This is a genomic window from Acaryochloris thomasi RCC1774, assembly GCF_003231495.1.
Classification (GTDB): Bacteria; Cyanobacteriota; Cyanobacteriia; order Thermosynechococcales; family Thermosynechococcaceae; genus RCC1774.
In genome coordinates this window covers 158,834-176,512 of the sequence record NZ_PQWO01000011.1, presented here as the reverse complement: position 1 = coordinate 176,512, position 17,679 = coordinate 158,834, and the positions used below count along the sequence as shown (strand labels likewise).

Here is a 17,679-nt window from a genome sequence, read left to right as displayed (position 1 = left end):
GGAAAAGCGACGGGTCTCTTCTTGAAGAGTTATCAGAATGACAGATTTGCATGTGTCTTGGTCTGAGTATCACCACAAAATTGAACAGTTGGCAGCCACTGTATACCAGTCAGGCTGGCAGTTTGACCAAATTATTTGTCTAGCTCGGGGCGGTCTTCGGATTGGAGATATCCTTTCTCGAATCTATGATTGCCCGCTCGCAGTTCTGGCCGCATCTTCCTATCACGACCAGCATCGGGGAGCATTGAATATCGCTTCTACCTTGACGATGGCGACCCCAAAGCTAGGAACGAAAGTTCTATTGGTGGACGATTTAGTCGATTCTGGACAGACTCTGAAGCAAACACTCGTCTGGCTACAGCAGCATACAGACATTGATCAGGTCCGCACAGCAGTGATCTGGTGCAAAGCGGCCTCAGTGATCGAGCCGCATTACTTTGTCGAGCACTTGGCAGACAACCCCTGGATTCATCAACCGTTTGAGCTATACGAACAGATCAAGCCTCAGGATTTAGGAGAAAAGTTTTTGGATAGCCTGCCCCCAATTGCCGCAACTGAGAATTGCTGAGCTGGGAAAATTTTCTCCACCCTGAAATTTTTGAGTCCAGTTTGGGAACACTAAGGCTGCGGACATTGGGGATTTAGGAAAAATGCAGATCCGAGGACTGATCAAACAGGCTGTAGCACCTGCGATCGCAATTATCTGTGCCGGTACCATTGCCCATCTACAGTCCGCTCAAGTCACGGCCGCAGAACAGCAGGCCGACCAAGAAATTACCAAGGCAGAGGCGCTACGAGAAGAAGCACAGTATAAGACCAACATGGCCTTGGCCCAGAAATTGCCGTCATCTGGTTTCGATAACTTGATTGCCAATTGGGCCTTCCTGAATGTGGTGCAGTATTTTGGTGATGACGAAGCCCGCAGTAAAACTGGCTATACGGTGACGCCTGAGTTCTTTGAAGTGGTGGTCAATCGCGATCCGTTGTTTTTAGATATGTATAGCTATCTATCTTCAATGGTGACCCTCTACGGCGGACAACCTCAGAAATCAGTGGCTATGCTAGAGCAGGGACTCGCCGAGATTCCAGAGGCGATGAAGCCAGAAGCATACTTTCTCTGGCAGGCAAAGGCCGCGGATGAACTGTTGTTTTTAGGACAGCCTCAGGCTGCGCGTCAATCTTACGAACAAGCGGCAAACTGGGCCGGCCGATCGTCAAAGCCTGGGCTGAGGAAAGTAGCACAACGCTCCCGGCAGACGGCTGAGTTTTTAGCGACAAATCCTGATAGTCGTCAGGCCCAAGTTAGCTCTTGGTCTAACATATTGATGAGTGCCGTCGATCAGCGAACACAGCAGTTTGCTAGCAGCCAAATTGAGGCGCTGGGAGGTCGAGTCTCAGTGAATGATGATGGGCTCATGTCCGTGCAGCTTCCTTCAGAATCAGAACAAGAGCAGCGACAGCAGTAGCGGGTCACAAAGTGGACGCTGGATCGGAAGTATCTTTGGCTCAAAGGGTCCACGCCTAGCATCGTCAGCAGCAAAGTTGTCTCTACCACAGCTTTCAAGCTCTGTCTATATGCATCTCCCGATTTCCGATCAGCACTTATACTGACGGCTAACGCCTGATCTATAACTCTTCGCAGGACGGCAAATATAGCCCCCACGTAGCGGTTGATTAGGACTCGATTCAACTGCCGGAATGATTGCTGATGACAATGAACGTGAAGCCACAGCCTTGGCCCCTGTGGCCAACCCTCGGTTTTTCCACGCTGATTATCGGTACCTTGCTAGGGGCAAGTACGGCAATCGCATTGGTCGCGATTTTCATCGTCATGGCCCAAACGCCAGGAGCAGAAGTTCAAGATTTCACCCAGATTGCTAAGAGCTTAGAGACGAACGGCCTTTTGCTCGCCATCTCGACCCTGGTAGCGGATACCATCGGCATCGGTTTGATCTACTTCTTTGTGCGTCTGCGGCGCTCCATCACCGTGCCCCAGTATTTGGGGCTACGCGGTATTTCAGTAAAAACCTTTGTCCTCTGGCACATTGCTTTCCTGGGCTTTTTGGTGCTTTCAGAGTTATCGATGAAGCTGTTTCACCAAAGCGATCAGTTTATGGTGGAGGCTTTTACCTCTGCTCACCATTTAGTCCCGCTGTTTATTGCGGTGGTGTTGGTCGGCCCCCTGTTTGAGGAGCTTTTATTTCGCGGCTTTATGATACCCGGAATCGCGAGATCCAGCCTCGGCCCCACCGGAGCTGTTCTGATCTCGTCAGGAATCTGGGCTGTCATTCACCTACAGTACAATCTATTCTTTATGGGGATTCTCTTTGGGTTTGGTCTGCTGCTGGGGATTGCCCAACTGAAAACCCGCTCTCTCTACCTGCCCCTGGCGATGCATAGCTTGAACAATCTGATCGCGTTTGTGGGCGCAGCATTGACGGTCAGATAAGCCTTTGGGCAAAGAATCTTTGCTGAAAGTAAAGCTGTTAGACTAAAGCTTGCACTCGGTCGCAGTTCATTGTGATCATCTAGACATCTCTACCTCGGCTCAGCGACTATGCCTAGAACCCAACGCAACGATAACTTTGTTGATAAGACGTTTACCGTCATTGCAGACATTATCCTGAAGCTATTGCCGACGAACCCCAAGGCAAAGGAAGCATTTGCCTACTACCGAGATGGCATGTCAGCTCAGGCCGATGGCGAGTATGCCGAAGCCCTCGATAACTACAAAGAAGCCCTAGAACTAGAGGAAGATCCCTACGATCGCAGCTTTGTTTTATACAATATGGCTCTTATTTATACGAGCAACGCAGAATACGATAGGGCGCTGAAGACCTACGACGAAGCGTTAGATCTCAATCCTCAGATGCCTCAGGCACTCAATAACTCAGCGGTAATCTTCCATCAACGCGGGGAAGAGGCGACGCAGGCGGGTAAGACTGACGAGGCAGAAGAGATGTACGATCGCGCGGCTGATCTGTGGGTCAAGGCGGTGCGTTTAGTGCCTAATAACTATCCTGAAGCACAAAATTGGCTGAAGACAACGGGAAGAGCAACGTTGGATAGCAAGTAATTTTTATACATGGTTTTTATACATGATTGAACGCGAAGAAGTACTGAAGGTGGCCAATCTAGCCCGCCTAGAGCTGACGGCTGCAGAGGAATCACAGTTTACGACTCAGCTTGGCGATATTCTGGATTATTTTGATCAGCTCAGCGAGCTGGATGTAGAGGGTGTGGAGCCAACGACGCGGGCCATTGATGTCAGTAATGTGACGCGTGTTGATCAACAGCAGACCTGTGAAGAACGCGATCGCATCCTAGCGGGTGCACCCGAGCAAGATGGCGACTTTTTTCGAGTGCCCAAAATCATGGCTGACGACTGACCCCGAGCATCTAAAAAGAAATCGTAGAATTCTTCTGACTAACTGCCGCCGCAATTCTCTTGGGCAGCAATGTTTATTCTGTGGGCATCCTTACAAAAGGGGGCAAGTTGAGTACCGGCTCTATGAAAATAGTGGGTTCCGATTTGCGGAACTGGGTGGTCATTGTTCCGAACCTCTTTAATCGGATCGAGCCTTACAATGAGCTACTTACAGATGATTCTGCACAACCGAAAATACCTCAAAGTGCTGTTGGCACTGTTGACTATCACGGCTGGCATCTGTAGCCCTAGGCATCAAAATTATGCTGCATTATCCCTACCCCATCAAACTAGGGAGCATCCTGCAGACCTAGAATATTATGCTCAAGCGGACCTGGCTGACACAGAGGCGCAGGATCGGATTCAGACAGCGCTCGAGAGACAGGCAACTCGACTCAATTTGAGCAACCTACCTATTAGAAAAATTCCCTCAGAAATTGGGAAGTTGAAAGATCTGAAGACCTTCAGCATTCACAACGACGAACTGAGCAGCATCCCAGCAGAAATCGGGCAGCTCAAGAATCTAAAAACACTGATTCTACATGCTGATAATTTGAATGGTTTGCCCACAGAAATTGGACGATTAGAAAAGCTAGAAACGCTGGTCATCTCCAGCAAGAATCTAAGTGCTCTGCCTTCCGAGATTGGACAATTAGCAAATTTAAAGGAACTTTCCATTCAGAGAACACAGATCGATCGCCTGCCTCAAGAAATCGCACGACTGAAAAATCTTCAAATCCTCAGTGTGACTTATAGCCATCTGAGCAGTTTTCCAGAGGGGATTGAGCAGCTTATAAACTTGAGAGTGATAGACTTTTCTAACAATAAGCTGAGCCGCATCCCTTCAGAAGTCGGGCAGTCAAAAAAATTGCAGAAGATGAACCTCAAAGGGAATCAACTGAGGAGACTACCAAAACAAGTCGGGCAGTTAGTAAATTTAGAAAAACTTATACTGTCTGATAACAGACTGAGCCGCCTACCTAAGGAGATTGGTCAATTAGTCAAACTCAAAGAACTTTCTCTCTATGCCAATAAGCTCAGTCAACTACCGACAGAAGTAGGGCAATTAGAAAACCTACAAGAGATTAATCTGTCTGACAATAAACTAAGTTTTTTCCCAGAAAATACTTTAAATTTACCGCAACTTCAAATAATTTCTCTTGCTGAAAATGAGCTAAGTGATTTACCGAAAGGGATTGGAAATCTCAAACAGCTTAGAAAACTTATCTTCTGGAATAATAGATTGAGCAGGCTACCAGAGGAAATTAGTCAGCTATCCAATCTAAACGAGCTTGAGCTTTGCGGCAATCAATTAAGTAGCCTGCCAGTGGAAATTAGGCAGCTTGTGAATCTGCAAAAACTTGATCTTGCTGACAATCAGATAAGTCATTTTCCATCTATGTTCGGAGAATTAGTCAACCTCAAAGAGTTGAGTTTGTCGAGCAATCAATGGACAGACTTCTCTGCAGAATTGAGAGAAATACCTCATTTTGAAGACTTGCTGAGAGTAACAAAATTCTGCAGATTTGATCTCAGCGATTCACAACGCAAAAAGCTAGAAGACAAATTAGATGAAATTTTTGAATGACCATATAAAAAGTGTAAAACGGCTACCACAACTGTCACTCTACTCAGTGATTTCCGCACGCTCTGCTGGATTCTCTGCAGAAATGTCGTGAATGTTCCAGAATGCACCGCCCAAGGCTGAATACTGAATGCCGGTAAACTTGTTGCGAACCGCGTTCAATGATAGAGGATTAATCAGATAAATGAGGGGCAGTTGCTCCTGAGAAATCTGCTGAGTTTTAGAATAGATTTCTTTGCGCTTGGCCTCATCTAACTCTCGTGCACCTTGAATATAGAGCTGACCAATTTCTTGTTCCCAGTCATTGACAACCCGCCCCTCCACACCATCAGCGGCCTGATTGAACATATGCAGACCACCGTCTGGATCCCAGACGTTTTTACCGAAGTGAGGTTCAGTTCCCCCCGTCAAACCCAGCAGAACGCACTCCCACTCTAGTGAAGACGAAAGCTGGTCCACAAGCGTACCAAACGCCAGCGGAGCAAAATCCACCTGCATCCCAATGCCTGCTAGATCTTGTTTGATCTGTGCCCCTAGTGCTTCTCGCGTGGCATTCCCCGAATTTGTTTTCAGCACGAATTGGACTCGATTCCCGTCTGAGTCGTACAGCTCGTTGCCCTTGTACTGAAAGCCTGCTCCTGTTAACAGCTGCTTCGCTTTTTCGGGATCATAGTCATAGGTTTTTAGTCCCTCCTCTGGCGTCAGATAAAAAGGACTCTGAACGGAAACCGGTGAGTTCTGCGTTTTCCCTAATCCTAAAAACGTGTTAGTTAGCATCTTTTGCCGATTGACGGCATAGGCAACGGCTTGGCGAAAAGCCACGTTATTGAACCACTTTGATTTAACAGGATCAACTAAAGGCCGACCTTTGCGTTTACCTGTGTTTAAGTTGAAGAAAACAAAGTTGGTGCCAGGGGCTGGGCCGCCCTCCAAAATTTCAAAGTTACCTTCTTCTTCTTCTCGTTTCAGCAGCGAAAACTGCTCAGGCGTGACCCCTACAGAATCGAGACCTCCTGAGCGGAACTGTAATAGCGAAGCATCAGCCGATTCCACAATCTGCCAGACAATACGCTCGATGTTGCCATCAGAAGCACCTGAGGTTTGATAGCGCCAATAATAGGGGTTGCGACGGTAAATGACCCGTTGATCAATAGTGTAGTTGGCTAACTTGTAGGGACCATTAACAATGATCTTCTCTGGAGCCGTTTCGACACTCCACGTCGAGTTAAAAATAGGCTTCCCTGCAGAATCTTTTTTCTCCACAGTTTCCCGCAGGATATGGGCGGGCAGGATGGGCGTGCCGGTTGCTTGTAGAAAAGGAGCAAAGGGTTCAGGGACTGTGAACTCAACGCGGCGATCGTCTAACTTGCGAATATTAGGGAAAGCCCCACTTTCCCCAATCCGTAAGGCGTCACGGGTATCGGTGGGGATATCTTCGTTGAGATAGATATCGTTGTAGGTAAAGACCACGTCGTCTACCGTCAATGGCTGACCGTCTGACCACTTTAGATTGGGCCGCAGCAAAAATTCAATCTTGAGCTTGTCTTCTGAAATCTCCCAGGATTCAGCGAGGGCAGGTTCGACATCTCCGGTGATCGGGTTGCTGGTGACGAGTCCTTCATAGGTATAGGTGAAAATATTCGGAGATTCTTGACTCAGGGCATAGTTAAAGGTGGCTGGGCCGCTGAGAACGCTGGTGACGAGTTCAGGAACCTGGGCCGCTTCGGTTCTAAAGCTCTCTAGGCTGCAGCCGCTGGTTGCGATCGCAAATACAAAAGCCAAACCCATCGAGACCCAACGCCGCAGGCGCGAACCAGTAATAGCCACACTTAACCTCAAAAAGCACAACGTCAGCTTAAATCATACCGTCCAGCTATGGTTTCAACGGCATCTCCGACCCTCAGCACCTTACCCGCTTCTGAAGCCGGAACCTGAGTGTTCACCGTCAGTCTATAGAAGTGATTAAACCGCGATCGCAACACCCCCTCCGGTAGCGTCTCCCGGCGCTTAGCAACAAAGGTTTTCTGAAACCCTGAGTAGACGTCCCCTGTATCAGGATCGCGCGTCGGTACCGGGCAGCGCTGGCAGGGATTGATCCCCAAGAATTGGACATCCCCCACCCGAAACGGCAGCGGCACATTTGGCTCTCCAAATAAGCGATCTTCCCAAAAGGCTGTGGCGGCATCCAGCTCTAGATTCGTACGAAACCGCCGCCGGATCGCCTCAACATTCAGGTCGGAATACCAACTCGCCACCGTCTCTAAACTTGCCACGCTGACAAATGTTGGCCCCGTTGACTCTAGATCATCCGGGAACCCCGTCTCCAGATTTTGCATCAGATGGACCGGCTGCTCAAAATAATCGCTGAACCAAGCCTCCAAAGCTGGCCGCTGCAGATCAAGATGGAAGCTGGTGGTACTTGACTCTCCCTGAATATTGAGATGGATTAAGCGCTGGGGTAAGTCGAATTGCGATCGCAACCGGTGAATATCAGCGTTCCGTTTGCCATTAATCAGTTGGTGATTGGCATCAACAATCGCCAACTCACGATCGCCCTGTAGCGCACCGCCAGGAAGTAATGTCGCTTGCGTAACCGCAATCCCATCTAGAGACTTAATGGGATACAGCAAAATTTTGCTTAGCTCGGTCATGGCAGATTGTCCTCAAAGAGCTGATAGCCGAAAATCAGGCAAGGGTTTATTTTCTATTAGCTGCAAGCTTTTTTCCATTAATTACCATCACCTTTCTATTGACCACTCTCGACGATTAAGAGTCAATGAATTATCTTTAATAAAGTGGGTCTATGTCTTTATTGGGACAAACGGAGCATTGGGGGAAAGCGGCACATCCAGGGGTAGATGTTCGCCGTCTCCGTAACTTCACAATTAAGAAATTTGATTTAATCAGCATCTGGTTCTCATGATTGGGAGGTCAGGCGACACTTTGCGTGCTGAACCACCGATGTGGGGGGAATACCGCATCACAGGAGTAATTTTTAGATGAATTGCAGGATTGGCCTGACCGAAACAGAAATTGATAATTTGATCTCAGTGTTGTACCTCCAGACGGCCATTGATGATCAGAATGCTCTAGCCCTGCTAGATAGACTGACTCAGGCGCTTGACCAGTGCATTGCCGAGAGCAAAGGACGCAGCTACCAGCCTTCAGCTAAGTTCCTTGAATTTCGACAACAGCTTAATCGACAGCTTTATGCACAGATGCGATCGCGCTCCTTTCATGACGGTTCTCCTCTAGACCCTTCCTGAGAAGTAAGGACCGTATTTCAGAACCGATGATTGCCGCTACAGTAGAGTCTGGCAGCCGTCATCTGAGATCTGCATGTCATCGAGTCATTCACGCCCGACCAGCGAACAACAGCGCCGCCAGTGGCTTTCTATCCTGGGCTTAGCCGTTCTCTTTGGCATTGCCTTTATCTGGCAGTTGGGCAGCATTGGCCTCGTTGACGAAACCGAGCCACTGTTTGTGGAAGCCGCTCGTCAAATGCAGGCAACAGGAGACTGGGTCACCCCATACTTCAACGGTGAAACGCGCTTCGATAAACCGCCACTCATCTATTGGCTAATGGCCCTTACTTATCAGGTGCTAGGCGTGAATGAGTGGTCCGCTCGACTTCCTTCGGCTCTCTCAGCCCTTGCTCTCGTGAGCCTGAGTTTTTATACACTGCAACGCTTTGGCTGCCCTAGCCTACCCTCCACAGGAACGAACCTCAAAGAGAAGAACCCTACCTATCTAGCCTGGATGAGTACCGCCATGATCATCCTGACGCCGGAGCTGATCCTCTGGGGCCGGCAGGGGGTCTCAGATCTATTGCTAACCGCCTGTATAGGGATGGCCCTGCTAGCTTTTTTTATCGGCTACGCGTGTCAGGGGAGGCAACAGCAGCACTGGTATCTAGCCTTTTTTATCTTGGATGCCCTAGCTGTTTTAGCGAAGGGACCAGTAGGCGTTGTCCTACCGAGTTTGATCATTCTTTCGTTCTTGCTCTACCTAGGGCAGCTGCGGTCGGTGATGCGCGAACTGCCGCTGCGGCTGGGAAGTGGCTTATTTTTGCTGCTGACGGTGCCCTGGTATGTCCTTGTAATCGGGGCGAATGGCCAAGCATATCTAGAGTCTTTCTTCGGCTATCACAACCTGGAGCGATTCACGAGCGTCGTCAATGACCATGCTGCACCTTGGTATTTTTACTTTGCCATCGTGCTTTTAGGGTTTGCGCCCTGGTCCGTTTGGCTCCCTTTGGGGATCACACGCCTGCAGGCTTGGCAACCGCTACGCTGGCGGCAGCAGCCGAGAACAGAACAGTTAGGTCTCTTTGCGCTGCACTGGTTTTTTGGGGTTTTAATCTTCTTCACCATCGCGGTGACGAAGCTGCCGAGCTATGTGCTGCCACTCATGCCCGCTGCGGCCATTTTGGTGGGAGGACTGAGCGATCGCATCTCCGGCCCTATTCGCAGGCGCTGGGGCATAATCCTGAGTGTCATAGCGCACCTATTACTGCTGATCGCTCTATCAATAGCCTGCTTTTACAGCTCTAGCTGGCTGGGCAACGATCAGTCAATGCCAGACTTCCCGAGGATGGTGCAGGAATCAGGCGTCATGGTCTGGGGCGGCTTGATTTGGGGCGGAGGTGCGATCGCAAGCCTCGTTCTTCTTTGGAGAAACCTGCGCGGTCTATGGTGGATCAACGTCGTGGCAATGGTGTTGTTTCTCAGTCTTACTTTTTTGCCCACCCTGCAAATCATGGACAGTCAGCGTCAGCTCCCGCTGCGTCAAATTGCAGAGACTATCAAACGCGAACATCAAACCGGAGAGCCAATTATCCAGGCGGGCTTCAAACCCAGCTTAGTTTTTTATACACAGATGCCCGTCGACTATCTATACAAGGTTCGACAGATTAAGGCGAGGCTCAAGGGCGCTTGGGAGCAGTCTGAACGCTCTGTCCTTTTAGTGGCTTATCCTCACCGCATTGAAGCGCTTGAATTAGATCCTCAGCGCCTCCAAGTGCTGCAGGAGGTTGGCGCTTACCAATTGGTGAGAGTGCAGAAGGACTAATGTTCAGTTCGGTCTTTGCCTTTGGTTACAAACCATGTGATTTAGAGCACACTGCCAGCAGAAGATGGCCTGCTAGAATATAGTACATAAATACTATTTAAGAGGTAATGGGCTATGAATTACAAACCAGAGGGATTTCATGCGCTGACGGCCAATGCCACCTATAAGGATACGAAGGCTGCTATCGAGTTTTATAAGCGCACCCTTAATCTGATAGTTGATGGTGTGCTCGAATCGCCCCAAGGTTGCGTGATACACGCTTCTGCTTCTATTGGGGACTCCAAGATCTTTATGAATGATGAGTTTGAGGGTTCACCCCGAAAAGCACCAGAGGGCAATACATCTGTTGCTTTCTATCTGTATGTGCCCGATGTAGATAAATCCTATGACCATGCAGTTGATGGTGGAATGACCAGCGTTTCTGAACCCGAGGATATGTTCTGGGGAGATCGCACTGCTGTCGTCAGTGATCCCTTCGGATATAGCTGGACCTTCTCAACCCAAGTGAAAGAAATCCCTATGGAGGAAGTTGAGAAACACATGGCTGCAATGGCCTCTTAATGAAGGGCTGACAGACTTGCAATATCGCTGATTTGAGTAAGAAGGAGACCCTTATGGCTTATGTAGATGGATTTGTTCTGGCAGTCCCCACGGCAAGCCGCGAGAGCTATCAGAAGTTTGCTGAAGACGCTTGTGCGATCTTCAGAAAATATGGTGCCTTAAAAGTCGTTGAATGTTGGGGAGATGATGTTCCCGATGGAGAGCTAACGTCATTCCCGTTGGCGGTCAAATGTGGCGGGGATGAAACCGTCGTCTTTTCTTGGCTTGTCTGGCCTTCTCGTGCCGAACGAGATAAAGGTAATAAAAAGGCGATGGCTGATCCGCGTATGCAAAATATGAAAGAGATGCCCTTTGATGGCAAACGCATGATCTTTGGTGGCTTTGAAACGATTGTCGATCTCTAAATTAAATCCTAGTCTTGATGTCAGAAATCGCTAAATACTGACATTGAAGCTAGGATCTTTGCTAGGAGGAGTTGTTACGAATGTTTCGCGACTGCCAATCCCGTATCAACCTCCAATCTGAGACATGGTGCGACCATAGACAGCGCTGCTTGTCCCCGACTCGCGCTCTTTGTAATTGATCTCTGGCTTTAGTAGCAGCAGCTCTCGGACGCGATCTCGCAGAACCCCCATCTCTTCCCCCGCCCGTAGCAATGTTTTCAGGTTGAGCTGGCCCGTTTCATTGAGCAGGCAAGGACGCAGCCAGCCATCAGCAGAGAGGCGCATTCGATTGCAGCGATCGCAAAAACATTCCGACATTTGGCTAATAAACCCCAGCGTTCCCAGTGCGCCGGGAATTTGAAAGACATCTGCAGGACCATTCCCCTTGACATGACCTGGCTCCAGCCCCCATCGACTGCGGATTTGCTGGCGAATCTCCTCCGACGGTACCCAGCCCCGGGCCCCAAATAGCTCCGCATTACCAATGGGCATAAACTCAATAAACCGGATATGCCACTGACGATCAATACTGAGAGCGGCCAAATCTAGAATCTCCGCCTCATTTACCCCAGGGATAACTACAACATTCAGCTTAAGAGGGTTAAAGCCCACCTCATAGGCCGCCTGAATACCAGCCCAGACCTGCTGCCAGCGCCGCTGCGTCCGATCGCCAACAATCGCCCCAAAGGTTTCAGCATTCAAGGAATCTAAGCTGATGTTCAACCGGCGGAGGCCCGCCTCATAAAGCGCCGCCGCTCGATCTGCAAGCAAAAAACCATTAGTGGTCATCGATAGATCTTTAACCTGAGGCAGTGCCGCAATCTCGCCCACTATCTCCACCAGATCAGGGCGCAGCAGGGGTTCACCCCCCGTCAACCGGAAGCGCGAGAAACCCACCGGAATAAAGACCTGTTTGAGCAGCGAAAGCAGCTCTTGAGCCTGTAGTAGCTCTGACCGCTGCAAAAACTGGACGGCTGTTTCCTCTGGCATACAGTACTGGCACCGGAAATTACACCGATCAATCAGACTAAGGCGCAGGTAGTCAACAGAATTCATGAAGCAACCATTATTCAGAGAGCAATCGCTATCGTTGGGCAAGACTCGTTGTGCTAAGTCTCATGGTCCTCATTCTATCCACAGCAAAGTAGAAGCGTGGTAAAACGCCCCTGCTTTACTCAAAAGCAATACCGTAGTCAGCAAAGAACAAAGCTGGCACTTAAGGAAATAAGTCATCCTCTTTATGGGTCTCAATGGTGCAGTCAGAGGCAGGATAAGCCACACAGGTCAACACGAAACCATTCTCTAACTGGTCGTCATCTAAGAAGGACTGATCCGACTGATCGACAGAGCCCGAAATTAACTTACCAGTGCAGGATGAACAAGCACCCGCTCGACAAGATGCAGGCAGCTCTAGCCCCTGCTCTTCAGCAGCATCAATAATATAAACATCGTCTGGGCAGTCAAGGGTCTGATCGATTCCTTTAGCTTCATTAACCAGAGTGACCTTATACGTTGCCATAGCTCAATCCTTTTAAATGCCTGTACTAATCGAAAAGCTAAGGCCCAACGGGCGCCCACCATACCCCCAAAAAGTGCTTTAGAAGCTCTGGCTTAGTCTGTATCGCGGCCAGCACCTTGAAGACTTTAGGGCAATGGGTTTACTCAATTCCTGAAATAAATGCTGAGGGGTTGCTAATGGAGGTTGAATAGATGACCTGCGCCATGCTCTACCTCCGTTAGCAACGAATGAACTCAAACGGTCAGAGACGACTAGTAGAGTTCTTCTTCTTTGCCCGTTTCGATGGTGCAGTCAGACTTGGGATATGCAATGCAGGTGAGGACATAGCCAGCACCCGTTTGATCTTCATCCAAGAAAGATTGCTCTGACTGATCGATTTCTCCAGCTGTCACCTTACCAGCACAGGTCGAACATGCACCCGCACGGCAAGAGAAAGGCAGATCTACGCCTGCTTCTTCGGCAGCGTCAAGAATATATTCGTCATCTGGGCACTCAATCGTTTGGTTAAGGCCTTCAGCCTCATTAACTAGCGTGACTTTATAAGATGCCATTCGGTAAACCTCTCATTACATGAAAACAGCGGGCGGCCGATGATCGCCCTAGCAACATTAATCAGCAAAATATGGCTAGGTCAATTAAAGGCACCTTCTTGATACTACGAGAAAAATTAAGCTTTATAAAGCTGTGATGCCGTCTCTACCAAAGGGATTTGTAATCAAAAAAAGCCTAAGACCTACGGATTGCTTATGAAAGGGGGGGATTCATATCTATCACTTATGGGTCTCAGAATAAAGATTTACCAGTCGGGGGGAATTAAGTTTTATATGACAACGAAAAATTCCTCTCTGTCTTTTGTTAGCTTCGAAAAACATTACACGTCTGCGCGAGTGAAAGACACATAAAATGCATATGCCCCAATCTCTGACTGGTTATGTGGTGGGCTGGTGCCAAGAACATGGCTGGACCGATCTGTTCGTCGATCACTGCCGATACTGGGCTTTTCCGCCGGGAGCCGTGATGCCACTACCGGTGCCGACTGACGTCTTTAAAGACTTTCAAGGCAGCCACTCTCGGACTACAAGGTCTTTCTATAGCTTGATTTTATCGACGTCTGTAATTGCAGCTGTTTGTAGCTGGCTGCAGCAATCGCCCATGCCGCTGGTATTCGCTTTCTGCCTCAGTGCAATGGCCGTCGGTTTACTGGACGAGCAAATTTAGAGCTGAATTTGTCCTTTCTCAACGGTAAGGACTTGAGCAGAGTCAAGCCATTTAGCTTCAAAGGCACCGAGATGGGTAGTGGTAATGAGAGTTTGAAAACGTTCTTGAATCGCCGCAAGTAGCTGATTCTGACGGTTTAGATCAAGCTCAGCCAACACATCGTCCAGCAGCAGTAGAGGTGGCTCACCAATAATTTCTTCGATCAGCTGCAGCTCAGCCAGCTTCAGCGCTAGGACAAGGGTGCGCTGTTGGCCTTGGGATCCGTATTGGCGAGCGGGGGTTTCATTGATGAGCAAGTCTACTTCGTCCCGGTGGGGACCGGTGAGTGTAATGCCTTGGTGATATTCGGCCCCGGCTCGGGCTTCAATCTGCGCCAAAAATTCACCGTAGAGGTGATCGGGCTGCTCGGGGTCGTGGGTGATGTTGGGAGCATAGGCCAGGACTAACTGCTCCTGCTGACCACTGATGGTGTGGTGCCACTTTTGGGCAAGGGGAGCGAGGCGCTTGAGCATCCGGTAGCGGCGTTGAATCACGCGGGCGCCCATCGAGGCAAGCTGCTGGTCCCAGAGCGGAAGCTGAGCGGCATCGGGGGGCCGTTCGGGGTGGGCTCGCCGCTGCTTGAGGAAGGCATTGCGCTGCTTCAGCACCTGTTGGTACTGCTGCCAAAGATAGGCATAGACGGGTTCTAGCTGTATCAGAACAGTATCGAGCCAGTTCCGGCGGGTTCCGGGGCCGCCGCGCACGAGGTCTAGATCTAGACTCGAAAACTGCACCATGTTGATGTGACCAAGAAAGTCTAGATGGCGGCGGACGGTTTCGCTATTGACCGATAGGGTACGACGACCGTTGGCTCTCAGGGTCAAGGTCAAATCTAAGGGACCACTGTCGCGCTGGAGGGCGGCCGTAATTTGTGCGGCAGCACTACCTTCTTGCACGAGATCGCGATCGCGACTGGTGCGATGGGACTTGAGGGTCGAAAGCAGCTCTACTGCCTCTAGCAGATTAGATTTACCCTGGGCGTTGGCCCCCACCAAAATGGTTTTGGGGGCTGCAAATTCAACGGACTGTCCCGCATAGTTTCGGAACTGATGGAGCTGAAGATGCTGAAGATACACAGGGCGCGATCAGAAAGGGCAGGGGTAAAACGGTTGGAACATCTATGTATAGACATCCATGTATAAATGCATCAGCCCCCTAATCCCACGGAGGACTTTGAATATCTGTCTTTAGTGTTCAAACACTGAGTCAAAGTTCATGAGGTCTAGCATTACAAAGGTGGGCAAGCAATGAAGGCAGGCTTGGGCCAGCGTCCAACGTTCTTCTCGCTGCAGCATTTCAATCAGCTTGGCCCGCATTGGAATGAGATAGCGAACGTCATTGGCGGCATAGCGGAGCTGCTCTTCAGAGAGATTAGCAGCGTTGCCCCAATCTGAGCTTTGGGCACTCTTATCAAGTTCAATGCCCTCTAATTCCTGGACCAGTGCTTTGAGGCCGTGGCGAGGGCTGTAGGTGCGGGCGAGTTTGCTAGCAATCTTGGTGCAAAAAATGGGGGCGGTGACAATCTCTAGGTGATGCTGCAGGGTGGCAATATCAAAGCGGGCGAAGTGAAAGATTTTTTCGACGCTGGGGGCTTCCAACAGTTGCTTCAGGTTCGGGGCCTCTCCTTGACCACGCTCAATGCGGATGACGGTAATTTGACCGGCAGCATTACAGATCTGCACGAGGCACAGTCGGTCTCGATGGGGACGGAGGCCCATAGTCTCGGTATCAACAGCAAGCTGGTCGGTCTGAAGATAGTCCTGGAGAAAGTGATCGCTAAGATCGCGATCGCAAACCTGAAAGTCAGTTAAGGCCATAGGATTATTTCTGCTGCACTGACAGGCATTGTACAAAATCCCCAGTATCCTAAGAGAATTATTGTTTATCTCCTGCCAGAGTTTTATGAACGCAGCGTCTTGGAGCCGGTTATAGTTGAGATCTCAACCATAACCGGCTGCTCCCCAGTTGTTTCAGAAGCATTCAGGGACTCAAGCCTGACTCAGTACACGCCTGGCATATCCACGAATATGGCAATATCTCTGGTGCTGACGGAAAAGCGACCAGCAGACATTACAACCCTGCCTAGCATTCCCATACGCTTCCACCTGAACCACAGCGCCATGCCGAAAACCTCGGTAATCTCAAGGCAGATAGCAAAGGCATTGTGGAAGATGAAATAACCATTGATAATCTCACGATCAATGGCGAGAAAAACTCAATTCTGGGACGCGGCTTCATTATTCATGCTGAATCAGAAGCGGCTAAAGGACATCCGGTGATTCCACGGGCGACACCAACGGCTGAAGAGGATCTTCAGGAGAGGGTTTGGGGGAATCTGACTCTTGAAGCTTCGGTTCAGGTTTATTGCCGAGAGACTGTCTCAACCAGCGAATTTGGCGAATCATCTCGCTATATTCTTCAGTCTGGCCCTGCTTTTGATAGAGAATCGCCGCCTGTTGATAGTCATCAAGGGCCGCCTGGCGTCTACGAAGCGTTGCCTGTATCCGGGCACGGTTGTGGTAGGCCACCACACTGCTCGGATCGATCTCAATGGCCTGTGAATAGTCGATAAGAGCCTGCTGATAGGCCACCGACCGCTCCCCGGCTGATATAGGCATTGACGTATTTGGGATCGAGCGTCAGCGCCTCCGTATAGTCTGCAATTGCGGCCTGTCGATTTGTTAATGAATTATCGAGGGTACTGTAGACAAATCCCCGGCCGAAATAAGCCGCAGCACTTTTAGGATTAAGAGCAATCACCTGACTGAAATCTTTTAGAGCCGCTTGGTCTTGCCGCAGGCTCAGGTAAATACGTCCCCGACTTTGATAGGCCGTCGTAGATTGAGGATCGAGACGAATGGTTTGACTTAAATCATCCAGGGCTTTCTGAAACTTATTGTGGCGATGGTGCAGCATCCCTCGGTTGTGGTAGGCCGCTGCGTATTTGGGATCAAGCTGGATAGCGCGACCATAGTCCAGCAGAGCCGCGTCATCTTTTTGCAGCATTGTCTGTGCAATCGCACGATTAAGAAATGCTAGCTCTGAATCTGGCTGTAGGGCAATTGCCTGAGTGTAGTCTTGAATCGCGGCCTCCGGCTGTTCGAGCTTCGAATGCAGTTGCCCACGTTTGAGAAAAGTAGCTGCATCTTTTGGATCAATCTCCAGCGCTTGATTATAGTCCCGGAGAGCCTCAGATGATTTCCCTATAACGGTATAGACAGCGCCCCGATTGCGGTAGGCCACTCCATTCTTGGCATCATGCTCAATGACTTGACTGTAATCTTCAACAGCACCTAGGTGATCTCCTGCCGCCCACTTGGCCGATCCTCGACGCAGGTAGGCAGGGGTGTAGTCTTTATCAAGCTGTAGAACTTCACTGTAGGTCTTGAGCGCATTGGCATAGTCCGCTTGCCGATGTTGTTCGACCCCTCGCAACATCAACTGATTAATTTGTTCCACTACCTGCCTTGAGAGTGGTGCAGGCCGGACCGTCTTTGACAACTGTGCTGCTTTTTTCGCGGGCTGTGTCTGCCCCAAAAGCTTTGCAGTCTCAGGGAAAACAATGGCCGAATTGAGATCACCCATGCCCTGGGCAGGTTGACCCACCACCGTCACACTTAGGCAAACAATAGCCATGAAGTAAAGGCGATGTTGTTGCAAAGGCATCATATCTTCCAACAGCATTAGGGTGAACTCACAACCGAAATAAATTATTGATTTGATCGTCAAGTCGAAATCAAACAGATGCCATTATTGCAAAAATCAGCCTAAATTGGCATCCGAACTCACCAATCCTTACAATTCTGCACCTGAGCGC

General features: G+C 49.7%; 20 protein-coding genes and 1 pseudogene. 12 read left to right on the top strand and 9 right to left on the bottom strand.

The features are described 5' to 3' along the window. The first annotated feature begins 37 nt into the window (after positions 1-37). The 6 genes from C1752_RS17405 (at position 38) to C1752_RS17380 (ending at position 5,015) form a co-directional block, all read left to right on the top strand. Entirely contained in the window at positions 38-568 is a 531-nt protein-coding gene (locus tag C1752_RS17405; protein ID WP_110987313.1) for a phosphoribosyltransferase, read from the top strand. Positions 569-650: 82 nt separating this feature from the next. After that, positions 651-1,466, top strand: coding sequence for a hypothetical protein (locus C1752_RS17400; RefSeq protein ID WP_110987312.1), 816 nt, complete (start codon positions 651-653; stop codon positions 1,464-1,466). A 242-nt stretch (positions 1,467-1,708) separates the two neighbouring features. Continuing rightward, positions 1,709-2,449: a CPBP family intramembrane glutamic endopeptidase gene (locus C1752_RS17395; RefSeq protein WP_110987311.1), complete on the top strand. Its 741-nt coding sequence runs from the start codon at positions 1,709-1,711 to the stop codon at positions 2,447-2,449. A 108-nt stretch (positions 2,450-2,557) separates the two neighbouring features. Continuing rightward, positions 2,558-3,076: a photosystem I assembly protein Ycf3 gene (locus C1752_RS17390; RefSeq protein WP_110987310.1), complete on the top strand. Its 519-nt coding sequence runs from the start codon at positions 2,558-2,560 to the stop codon at positions 3,074-3,076. Between the two features lie 22 nt (positions 3,077-3,098). Then, positions 3,099-3,389 carry an Asp-tRNA(Asn)/Glu-tRNA(Gln) amidotransferase subunit GatC gene (gene gatC / locus C1752_RS17385; protein WP_110987309.1) on the top strand — a complete coding sequence of 97 codons (291 nt, stop codon included), beginning with the start codon at positions 3,099-3,101 and terminating at the stop codon, positions 3,387-3,389. A gap of 198 nt (positions 3,390-3,587) precedes the next feature. After that, on the top strand, positions 3,588-5,015 hold the full coding sequence (locus C1752_RS17380; RefSeq protein WP_110987308.1) for a leucine-rich repeat domain-containing protein: 1,428 nt from the start codon (positions 3,588-3,590) through the stop codon (positions 5,013-5,015). Between the two features lie 39 nt (positions 5,016-5,054). Here the strand turns inward: C1752_RS17380 and C1752_RS17375 are convergent, their stop codons facing one another. Further along, positions 5,055-6,800 (bottom strand): ABC transporter substrate-binding protein, encoded by a 1,746-nt coding sequence (locus C1752_RS17375; protein WP_110987347.1) that lies wholly within the window; start codon positions 6,798-6,800, stop codon positions 5,055-5,057. Positions 6,801-6,862: 62 nt separating this feature from the next. After that, positions 6,863-7,663 carry an MOSC domain-containing protein gene (locus C1752_RS17370; protein WP_110987307.1) on the bottom strand — a complete coding sequence of 267 codons (801 nt, stop codon included), beginning with the start codon at positions 7,661-7,663 and terminating at the stop codon, positions 6,863-6,865. Between the two features lie 348 nt (positions 7,664-8,011). On the opposite strand from C1752_RS17370, the gene C1752_RS17365 reads away from it, so the two are divergent. The 4 genes from C1752_RS17365 to C1752_RS17350 all read left to right on the top strand — a co-directional run bounded on the left by C1752_RS17365 (position 8,012) and on the right by C1752_RS17350 (position 11,047). Further along, positions 8,012-8,278: a hypothetical protein gene (locus C1752_RS17365; RefSeq protein ID WP_110987306.1), complete on the top strand. Its 267-nt coding sequence runs from the start codon at positions 8,012-8,014 to the stop codon at positions 8,276-8,278. A 73-nt stretch (positions 8,279-8,351) separates the two neighbouring features. Next, entirely contained in the window at positions 8,352-10,082 is a 1,731-nt protein-coding gene (locus C1752_RS17360; RefSeq protein ID WP_110987305.1) for an ArnT family glycosyltransferase, read from the top strand. 114 nt (positions 10,083-10,196) lie between these two features. After that, on the top strand, positions 10,197-10,643 hold the full coding sequence (locus C1752_RS17355) for a VOC family protein (RefSeq protein WP_110987304.1): 447 nt from the start codon (positions 10,197-10,199) through the stop codon (positions 10,641-10,643). 53 nt (positions 10,644-10,696) lie between these two features. Continuing rightward, on the top strand, positions 10,697-11,047 hold the full coding sequence (locus tag C1752_RS17350) for a DUF1428 domain-containing protein (RefSeq protein ID WP_110987303.1): 351 nt from the start codon (positions 10,697-10,699) through the stop codon (positions 11,045-11,047). 105 nt (positions 11,048-11,152) lie between these two features. Here C1752_RS17350 and moaA read toward each other — a convergent pair whose 3' ends face one another. The 3 genes from moaA to C1752_RS17335 all read right to left on the bottom strand — a co-directional run bounded on the left by moaA (position 11,153) and on the right by C1752_RS17335 (position 13,156). Beyond that, positions 11,153-12,142 (bottom strand): GTP 3',8-cyclase MoaA, encoded by a 990-nt coding sequence (gene moaA / locus C1752_RS17345; RefSeq protein WP_110987302.1) that lies wholly within the window; start codon positions 12,140-12,142, stop codon positions 11,153-11,155. 160 nt (positions 12,143-12,302) lie between these two features. Further along, complete coding sequence (locus C1752_RS17340; protein WP_110987301.1) at positions 12,303-12,605, bottom strand: ferredoxin; 303 nt, start codon at positions 12,603-12,605, stop codon at positions 12,303-12,305. A gap of 251 nt (positions 12,606-12,856) precedes the next feature. Next, positions 12,857-13,156 (bottom strand): ferredoxin, encoded by a 300-nt coding sequence (locus tag C1752_RS17335; protein WP_110987300.1) that lies wholly within the window; start codon positions 13,154-13,156, stop codon positions 12,857-12,859. Between the two features lie 358 nt (positions 13,157-13,514). Here C1752_RS17335 and C1752_RS17330 point away from each other — a divergent pair, with 358 nt between their 5' ends. Beyond that, the gene (locus tag C1752_RS17330) at positions 13,515-13,823 is read left to right on the top strand and encodes a slr1957 family protein (RefSeq protein WP_110987346.1); all 309 of its coding nucleotides are present in this window, start codon (positions 13,515-13,517) and stop codon (positions 13,821-13,823) included. On the opposite strand, the gene recF is transcribed toward C1752_RS17330, so the two are convergent. Together recF and C1752_RS17320 are read right to left on the bottom strand one after the other, a co-directional pair. Then, a complete protein-coding gene (gene recF, locus C1752_RS17325; protein ID WP_110987299.1) occupies positions 13,820-14,938 on the bottom strand; it encodes a DNA replication/repair protein RecF in 1,119 nt (372 codons plus the stop codon). The genes C1752_RS17330 and recF overlap by 4 nt on opposite strands. Before the next feature lie 111 nt (positions 14,939-15,049). After that, on the bottom strand, positions 15,050-15,679 hold the full coding sequence (locus tag C1752_RS17320; RefSeq protein WP_110987298.1) for a ribonuclease D: 630 nt from the start codon (positions 15,677-15,679) through the stop codon (positions 15,050-15,052). 332 nt (positions 15,680-16,011) lie between these two features. Between C1752_RS17320 and C1752_RS30630 the strand changes: the two are divergent. Further along, positions 16,012-16,068 (top strand): annotated as a pseudogene (locus tag C1752_RS30630) (hypothetical protein); the annotation flags it as partial. Between the two features lie 55 nt (positions 16,069-16,123). On the opposite strand, the gene C1752_RS17310 reads toward C1752_RS30630, so the two are convergent. Next, the gene (locus C1752_RS17310) at positions 16,124-16,453 is read right to left on the bottom strand and encodes a tetratricopeptide repeat protein (protein ID WP_158535125.1); all 330 of its coding nucleotides are present in this window, start codon (positions 16,451-16,453) and stop codon (positions 16,124-16,126) included. After that, a complete protein-coding gene (locus C1752_RS17305; RefSeq protein ID WP_158535124.1) occupies positions 16,410-17,528 on the bottom strand; it encodes a tetratricopeptide repeat protein in 1,119 nt (372 codons plus the stop codon). The genes C1752_RS17310 and C1752_RS17305 overlap by 44 nt, the downstream gene beginning before the upstream one ends. Positions 17,529-17,679 lie beyond the last annotated feature (151 nt).

Excerpts from the sequence above, each read along its gene's own strand:
- C1752_RS17405 (WP_110987313.1), top strand. The coding sequence starts at position 38 with ATGACAGATTTGCATGTGTCTTGGTCTGAGTATCACCACAAAATTGAA.
- moaA (WP_110987302.1), bottom strand. The coding sequence starts at position 12,142 with ATGAATTCTGTTGACTACCTGCGCCTTAGTCTGATTGATCGGTGTAAT.
- C1752_RS17375 (WP_110987347.1), bottom strand. The coding sequence starts at position 6,800 with ATGGGTTTGGCTTTTGTATTTGCGATCGCAACCAGCGGCTGCAGCCTA.
- C1752_RS17305 (WP_158535124.1), bottom strand. The coding sequence starts at position 17,528 with ATGCCTTTGCAACAACATCGCCTTTACTTCATGGCTATTGTTTGCCTA.
- C1752_RS17355 (WP_110987304.1), top strand. The coding sequence starts at position 10,197 with ATGAATTACAAACCAGAGGGATTTCATGCGCTGACGGCCAATGCCACC.
- C1752_RS17400 (WP_110987312.1), top strand. The coding sequence starts at position 651 with ATGCAGATCCGAGGACTGATCAAACAGGCTGTAGCACCTGCGATCGCA.
- C1752_RS17390 (WP_110987310.1), top strand. The coding sequence starts at position 2,558 with ATGCCTAGAACCCAACGCAACGATAACTTTGTTGATAAGACGTTTACC.
- C1752_RS17320 (WP_110987298.1), bottom strand. The coding sequence starts at position 15,679 with ATGGCCTTAACTGACTTTCAGGTTTGCGATCGCGATCTTAGCGATCAC.
- gatC (WP_110987309.1), top strand. The coding sequence starts at position 3,099 with ATGATTGAACGCGAAGAAGTACTGAAGGTGGCCAATCTAGCCCGCCTA.
- C1752_RS17370 (WP_110987307.1), bottom strand. The coding sequence starts at position 7,663 with ATGACCGAGCTAAGCAAAATTTTGCTGTATCCCATTAAGTCTCTAGAT.
- C1752_RS17395 (WP_110987311.1), top strand. The coding sequence starts at position 1,709 with ATGACAATGAACGTGAAGCCACAGCCTTGGCCCCTGTGGCCAACCCTC.
- C1752_RS17380 (WP_110987308.1), top strand. The coding sequence starts at position 3,588 with ATGAGCTACTTACAGATGATTCTGCACAACCGAAAATACCTCAAAGTG.
- C1752_RS17350 (WP_110987303.1), top strand. The coding sequence starts at position 10,697 with ATGGCTTATGTAGATGGATTTGTTCTGGCAGTCCCCACGGCAAGCCGC.
- C1752_RS17365 (WP_110987306.1), top strand. The coding sequence starts at position 8,012 with ATGAATTGCAGGATTGGCCTGACCGAAACAGAAATTGATAATTTGATC.
- C1752_RS17360 (WP_110987305.1), top strand. The coding sequence starts at position 8,352 with ATGTCATCGAGTCATTCACGCCCGACCAGCGAACAACAGCGCCGCCAG.
- C1752_RS17335 (WP_110987300.1), bottom strand. The coding sequence starts at position 13,156 with ATGGCATCTTATAAAGTCACGCTAGTTAATGAGGCTGAAGGCCTTAAC.
- C1752_RS17340 (WP_110987301.1), bottom strand. The coding sequence starts at position 12,605 with ATGGCAACGTATAAGGTCACTCTGGTTAATGAAGCTAAAGGAATCGAT.
- C1752_RS17330 (WP_110987346.1), top strand. The coding sequence starts at position 13,515 with ATGCCCCAATCTCTGACTGGTTATGTGGTGGGCTGGTGCCAAGAACAT.